Source organism: Gottfriedia sp. NPDC057948 (assembly GCF_042887255.1).
Lineage (GTDB): Bacteria > Bacillota > Bacilli > Bacillales > Bacillaceae_G > Gottfriedia.
Genome location: NZ_JBHVPN010000037.1, coordinates 1 through 7,474, shown reverse-complemented (window position 1 = coordinate 7,474; position 7,474 = coordinate 1). Strand labels below are relative to the sequence as shown.

General features: G+C 34.7%; 6 protein-coding genes. 3 read left to right on the top strand and 3 right to left on the bottom strand.

Translation table 11 applies throughout. The features are described from left to right. Positions 1–118: 118 nt before the first annotated feature. The gene (acsA, locus tag ACFVRR_RS24195; RefSeq protein ID WP_387333316.1) at positions 119–1,837 is read right to left on the bottom strand and encodes an acetate--CoA ligase; all 1,719 of its coding nucleotides are present in this window, start codon (positions 1,835–1,837) and stop codon (positions 119–121) included. A 180-nt stretch (positions 1,838–2,017) separates the two neighbouring features. Between acsA and ACFVRR_RS24190 the strand changes: the two genes are divergently transcribed. From ACFVRR_RS24190 to ACFVRR_RS24180, 3 genes are read left to right on the top strand one after another with little or no spacing between them, the layout of a single operon-like run. After that, positions 2,018–2,650 (top strand): GNAT family N-acetyltransferase, encoded by a 633-nt coding sequence (locus ACFVRR_RS24190; protein WP_387333314.1) that lies wholly within the window; start codon positions 2,018–2,020, stop codon positions 2,648–2,650. Between the two features lie 35 nt (positions 2,651–2,685). Then, positions 2,686–3,327 (top strand): acetoin utilization AcuB family protein, encoded by a 642-nt coding sequence (locus ACFVRR_RS24185; protein WP_387333312.1) that lies wholly within the window; start codon positions 2,686–2,688, stop codon positions 3,325–3,327. Then, entirely contained in the window at positions 3,327–4,499 is a 1,173-nt protein-coding gene (locus ACFVRR_RS24180) for an acetoin utilization protein AcuC (protein WP_387333318.1), read from the top strand. The genes ACFVRR_RS24185 and ACFVRR_RS24180 overlap by 1 nt, the downstream gene beginning before the upstream one ends. Positions 4,500–4,873: 374 nt before the next feature. On the opposite strand, the gene ccpA is transcribed toward ACFVRR_RS24180, so the two are convergent. Together ccpA and ACFVRR_RS24170 are read right to left on the bottom strand one after the other, a co-directional pair. Continuing rightward, positions 4,874–5,872, bottom strand: a complete 999-nt coding sequence (gene ccpA / locus ACFVRR_RS24175; protein ID WP_387333310.1) for a catabolite control protein A — start codon at positions 5,870–5,872, stop codon at positions 4,874–4,876. A gap of 259 nt (positions 5,873–6,131) precedes the next feature. Next, on the bottom strand, positions 6,132–7,202 hold the full coding sequence (locus ACFVRR_RS24170) for a bifunctional 3-deoxy-7-phosphoheptulonate synthase/chorismate mutase (protein ID WP_387333308.1): 1,071 nt from the start codon (positions 7,200–7,202) through the stop codon (positions 6,132–6,134). Positions 7,203–7,474: the final 272 nt, after the last annotated feature.

The window sequence follows — 7,474 nt, the reverse complement described above, 5'->3', positions numbered from 1 at the left end:
CTTGTCCCCATAAAAAAACACCCCTTATGTAATATAGTTTACTATACGACATAAAAGGTGTTTTTTCTCGTGTCCCACATAAAGGGTTCACTATATTTTCCCAATGGTTTTTTTGTTATTAATCTTCCATCGTTGATAAATCACCAGTTGGAAGGTCTAACTCCCATGCTTTTAATACTCTTCGCATAATTTTTCCGCTTCGAGTTTTTGGTAATTTATCACGGAATTCGATTTGTCTAGGTGCTGCATGAGCTGCTAGTCCTAGTTTTACAAAGGTACGAATTTCTTCTTTCAATTCATCTGAAGCAACATAACCCTCTCTTAACGCAACAAATGCTTTAATAATCTCACCTCTTACAGGATCTGGTATACCAATTACACCAGCTTCTGCAATCGCAGGATGCTCGACAAGCTTACTTTCTACTTCAAATGGACCTACTCTCTCACCAGAAGTCATAATTACATCGTCTACTCGACCTTGGAACCAGAAATATCCATCCTCATCCATATAAGCTGAATCACCTGAAACATACCACTCATCATTTAAGAAATATGATTGGAATTTTGGTTCATTATTCCAAATTGTGTTCATCATCGATGGCCAACCCTTTTTAATTGCTAGATTTCCCATCGTATATGGAGCAACTTCATTACCGTTATTATCAACAATTGCTGCCTCGATTCCAGGGAATGGTTTACCCATTGAACCTGGGCGAATTGGCATACATGGATAGTTACAAATTAATGAAGCTCCCGTTTCCGTCATCCACCAATTATCATGGATTCGTAAATTAAATACTTTTGCTCCCCAACGAACTACCTCTGGATTTAAAGGCTCACCAACACTTAAAATATGTCGAAGTGAACTTAAATCATACTTCTTAATAATGTCTTCCCCTGAACCCATAAGCATACGGAACGCTGTCGGAGCACTATACCAAACCGTTACGCCGAATTCTTGAATTGTTTCATACCAAGCATTTGGACTGAAACGCCCTCCTAATATCACGTTAGAAGCACCATTTAACCAAGGTCCAAAAATACCGTATGAAGTTCCAGTTACCCAACCTGGATCCGCAGTACACCAATATACATCATCGTTTTGAAGATCCGTCACCCATTTACCAGTTTGATAGTGTTGAATCATCGCTTGTTGAACGTGAAGTACACCTTTTGGTTTTCCAGTTGACCCAGAAGTATAATGTAAAATTAAACCATCATGACGATTTAACCATGTAAGCTCAAAATCTGCTTTTGCCTCTTTATAACGAGCTTTAAAATCTACAAATTTACCGCCTTCCTCAACATCATCACCGATAAGGAAGATTGTTTTTAACGCAGGTAGATCATTAACTGGAACACGTGATAATAATTCTGGCGTTGTGACTAATACCTTTGCCTCACTATCCTCTAAACGATCCTTAACAGCGCCTTCCATAAATGCCTCAAATAAAGGGCCAACAATAGCACCTAATTTTAAAGCTCCTAAAAGTGCAAAATACAATTCTGGTTGACGAGGCATGAAAATAAATACTCGATCACCTTTTTCAACGTCACCGAATTGTTTTAAAACATTTGCAGCCTTATTTGAATTATTTTTCATTTCTTCAAACGTATATTTTTCATTTCGCTTATCATCTTTGTAATACAAAGCAACTTTATCTTTTCGATCAGAATTTGCATGACGATCGATCGCTTCAAAAGCCATATTATACTTTTGTGTTGTATACCAAGAAAACTCTTTTTCTACATCTTCCCACTTAAAATTTTTATAAGTTTCATCATAGTTCTTTAAATTAAATTGTCCGTTTTTTACAGGAAGCGCTTCCACCTTCATATAAATCCCTCCTTGATATTCTCTACTATCATTATACAATGATAAGATTTAATTTTCAGTATTTTTAATAAATTACCCATTTATATGTATTAGACACATACTGTTTTTTTTCCTGTATGTCTTTCCTGCATTTTTTAGTATGATTATTAAAAAGGTGTTTTCTAAAGGGAGTGAGAAATATTGGATCACCCAAAAAAATATTTTTCAAAAACAATCCAAACTGTGCATGGTGAATTAATTATAGAGGGACCGGTCGAATCTGCCTTACTTGAAACATATCATTTTCATGAAAATTTAACATCTTTTAGACAACCAGCACAGCAACATAAAGCAATTGTTGAAATCGCTAGTCTACCTGAAGCAAGAATTATTATTGCTAGACTTAATCAAACAATAGTAGGTTACGTAACTTATTTATATCCAGACCCACTTGAGAGATGGTCAAAAACAACTCTAGTAAATTTAATCGAGCTTGGAGCAATTGAGGTAATACCTGAATTCCGCGGTTTTTCAGTTGCTAAAAATATGTTAATTCTATCAATGCTAGATGATGCAATGGAAGACTATATCATTATCACAACAGAGTATTATTGGCATTGGGATTTAAAAGGTACTGGTTTAAATGTATGGGAATATCGAAAAATGATGGAAAAAATGATGAATGCCGGTGGACTCATCCAATTTGCAACTGATGATCCTGAAATCTGTTCCCATCCAGCAAACTGTTTAATGGTAAGAATGGGAAAACGAGTAACAACTGAAGAAATTCAAGCATTTGACGCACTACGCTTTTTACAAAGATATATGTACTAATTGAACTTTAATCTCGAAAGGTAGGATTCAAAATAATGCTTATTCAAGATATTATGCGCAGTTCAAACATTACTTTAAAAAAAGAAAATACAATCGGTGAAGCAGTAGCCATCTTTCGAACAGGTGATGTACGTCATATTCCAATCATTAATGAAGATAATCAAGTGGTTGGAATCATTTCTGATCGAGATGTACGCGATGCTTTACCTTCAACACTTTTTCCACAAGCATTTTCATCTGTACTTGAGGTTCCTGTTGAAAAAATTATGACGACTAATGTCATTACTTGCAGTCCAATTGACTTTGTTGAAGAAGTAGCAACTTATTTCTATCAATATAAAATAGGCTGTTTACCTGTCGTATCTAGCGGAAAGTTAATAGGACTTGTGACCGGAATTGATGTATTACACACTCTAGTAACGTTAACAGGTGCATATCAACCTAGCTCTCAAATAGAAATATTAGTCCATGATCATCCAGGCATTTTAAGTGACGTTGTTAACGTATTTTCAAAAGAAAACATTAATATTGTAAGTGTCCTTGTTTACCCTGCAAAAGAAGTGGATCATAAGGTTCTTGTATTTAGAATTCAAACGATGAATCCACTTTCGATTATTCAAACTTTAAAAACTGAAGGATATAAAATTCTTTGGCCAAATGAAGCGAGTGAATCATGATGAAAAAGGATGCATACTTAGTATATAGCGAAAAATACCATGCCTATCAATTCAACGAAAAACATCCATTTAATCCGATTCGCTCTCAATTGGTTTATGATCTATTAACATCTAGTAATCTATTAAATGATGCTGATATTATTCCACCAAGATTAGCAACTGATGACGAACTGCTCCTTTTTCATGATTTACAATTTATCGAACAAGTTAAAAAAGCAAGCCGAGAACCAGTTATTGCAAATATCGCTGAACAATTTGGACTTGGAACTGAAGATACACCCATTTTTAAAAATATGCACGAGGCCAGTTCTTTAATTGTTGGTGGCACCTTAACAGCAGTAGATGCCGTTCTAGAAGGAAAATCCAATCATGCTTTTAATTTAGGTGGTGGACTACATCACGGTTTTAAACGAAAAGCCTCTGGTTTTTGTGTTTATAATGATTGTGCAATCGCTATAAAATATATTCAACAAAAATACGGTTTAAAGGTGTTATATGTAGATACGGACGCACACCATGGAGACGGAGTTCAGTGGGCATTTTATGATGACCCAACTGTTTGCACACTCTCAATCCATGAAACTGGTAGATATCTATTTCCAGGTACAGGTGCGGTAACCGAAAGAGGTCAAGGTAAAGGCTTCGGATACTCATTTAACATTCCAATTGATGCATTCACCGAGGACGAATCATTTCTATTAAGCTATAAAAAAGCAATCAACGATATAGCTCAATACTTCAAACCAGATGTAATCCTTACCCAAAATGGCTCTGATTCGCATTGTTACGATCCATTAACTCATCTTTGTACGACAATGAAAACATTCGAGGAAATCCCAAAAATCGCACACGAAATCGCTCACAAATATTGCGATGGCAAATGGATTGCTGTTGCTGGAGGAGGATACGATTACTGGAGAGTAGTACCAAGAGCTTGGTCACAAGTATGGCTAGCTATGACAAATCAACAACCAACTTCAAACCTAATACCGGATAGCTGGCTAGAAAAATGGCAGAAAATTGCTAATGTTAAGTTACCTGAAACCTGGACAGACAATCCATCAATCGTAAAGCCTATTCCAAGGAAAAGGGAAATAGAGGAATACAACGAACAAGTCTTATACCGTGCACTTGAGTCATTGCACATTCAACAAAAAAAACCTTTTATTTAAATACTACACGCCGCCTGAGAGGGGATCTCGACGGCGTTTTTTATTTTTGGTAGTTTTTTGATTATGAATTAGTAGACTGTGATTTATTTACGGCTCGATTTTAAGTAGCGATTACGGGTATATGTATTCTTTTGATTTATTTGCAGTTTACAAAGTTTTATTTGCTGTTTACTATTTTTAATTGCGGTTCTTGGTTTTTAATTGCAGTTTTGCTATTTTTAATTGCGATTCTCGGATTTTTTTTTGCAGTTCTACTTTATTTGTGGACCACCCAAGTTTATTTGCAGCCCAACGTTTATTCCATATTTTTTGATAAGTTCCCCATAAAAACAAAAAAGCCTAGAATCACTAAAATTCTAAGCTACTTTCATCATTTACTTTGTTGATTGTCTAATTTGAAGATGATGCGGAAGAATGACTGTTTGATCTTCCACTGTCTCTTTATTCATATACTTCGTTAATAATCTCATTGCAACTGCACCAATATCATACATTGGTTGAGCAACAGATGATAATTTTGGACGCACCATTAATGCCAACCTTGTATTATCAAATCCAAAAACTTCAAGGTTATTCGGCACTAATATTCCGTGGTCTTGGGCACTGTGTATTACACCAATCGCCATTTCATCAGATGCTACGAAAATCGCGCTCGGAATAATATTACGCTCATGGAAAGCTTCAAAAGCTTCACTGCCTGATTCATACGTATTATCACCATAAGTTACTAACTCTTCATCGAATTCGATTCCATTTTCTTGTAAAGCACGTTTATATCCTTCTAACTTACTTAATCCGATAATATTCGTTTCAGTAGGTCCGTTTACGAATGCTACCTTTTGGTGACCTTTTTTAATTAAATAATCTACTGCATCAAATGCCGCCTGAGCATAGTCAATATTTACTGAAGGGATTTTATTAGCTTCATCATATGTAGTCGCTAAAACGATTGGAACGCCAGCCTTTTCATACTCTTCTTGATGAATATCCGTAATTGTTCCACCAATAAATAAGATTCCGTCAACTTGCTTTGCTAACATATTATTTATTAATGTAATTTCTTTCTCAACATTCTCATCTGAGTTACTTAAGATAATATTGTATTTATACATTGTTGCAATATCTTCAATACCACGTGCTAGTTCTGCATAAAAAGTATTTGATATGTCTGGAATAATTACACCAACTGTAGTTGTTTTTTTACTTGCTAGTCCTCTTGCTACTGCATTAGGTCTATATCCTAAACGGCTGATCGCTTCGTTTACTTTTTTTCTTGTAGTAGGTTTAACATTTGGATTACCATTAACTACTCGTGAAACTGTAGCCATGGAAACGTTTGCCTCACGTGCTACATCATAAATCGTAACCGTCATATTTATCACTCCTCTATTTTATTCTATCTATTATGTAGTTTGTTTTTTATTTAGGTAAAATAGTCATAAAACGTAATATTCCACAAAAATAGTGCTTCATTCTATCTTATAGTGAAACGAATATTCGTTCAATACACCTATTAGAAAAAAATGTAAATTATTCGTAGTTTATCACTATATATTGCTAATTTAAAACAAACGTTCACAAATTATTCAAAAAGCGCCGACTGATTTTGTTCAGCCAGCGCTTTTATGTTGATTATCGATTTATGAAAGAATTAACTTCAGACATAAATTGGTCAAATTGATCAAAATTCATTTGCTGAGATGAGTCACTTAAAGCAGTAGCAGGATCTGGATGAACCTCTGCCATAATACCATCAGCTCCAATTGCTAGTCCCGCTTTTGCTGCGGGTATTAGTAAGTCTCTTCTACCTGTCGAATGTGTAACATCTACTAATACAGGTAAGTGTGTTTCTTGTTTTAAAATTGGAACAGCTGTTATATCTAATGTATTTCTCGTAGCTTTTTCATAAGTTCTAATGCCACGTTCACATAAAATAATTTCTTGATTGCCTTCTGACATGATGTATTCAGCTGCATAAATGAATTCTTCGATTGTCGCCGATAAACCTCTTTTTAATAAAATTGGTTTATTTACAGAACCTGCTGCTTTTAGTAATTCAAAGTTCTGCATATTTCTAGCGCCGATTTGAATGATATCAACATAATCTAATGCCATTTCAATATGTTCTGGGCTTACTATCTCACTAATAATTGCCAACCCATGGTTTTTTCCAACCTCTTTTAAAATCTTTAATCCCTCTTCACCTAGTCCTTGGAAGTCATAAGGCGAAGTACGTGGTTTAAATGCACCACCACGCATAATTTTTATACCTTGTTCCTTTAACACTTTCGCTACAGAATCAACTTGTTCATAGCTCTCAACTGCACATGGGCCAGCAATAACAATTGGACTTCCATCACCAATATTAACACCATTTACATTAACGATCGTGTTCTCTGATTTTCTTTTTCTTGAAACAAGTAGAACTTTTTTATCGTCTTCTTCTTGAAGCTCTAAGCTACTTTTAAAAATTTCTTTAAAAATATGTTGGAGGGTAGCCGTACTAAAAGGACCTTCATTGATTTCGGCAATATGATCTAGCATCTTACGTTCCCTAACTGGATCATATCGTTTAACGCCTTGATCTATTTTTGCTATACCAATTTTCTTAGCGATTTCGCCTCTTTTATTTAATAACTCAAATATTTGATGATTAATTTCGTCTATTTCAATTCTAAGTTGTTCTAAATCATTTTTAGTCAAATTAAATCCTCCTTGCAAATACCAATATCTCATTTGTTATTATGACACTTTATTGAAAGCTAATCAAAACATGAGCATTATTTTAAAAAAATGTTTTTTTAGTGAATATTTTGTTTTCTCGTTGGGAATTGTTGCGAGACAAATAAAAAAGAAGAGTTATCAAAGTAACTCTTCTTTTCATGCTGTTGAAAAACAACCTTGTCAATTATTTATCAAATTTTCGTAAAGTAGCAGAGTGATGTTGATTTCCATTACAGGATGCTCGCTTTCCA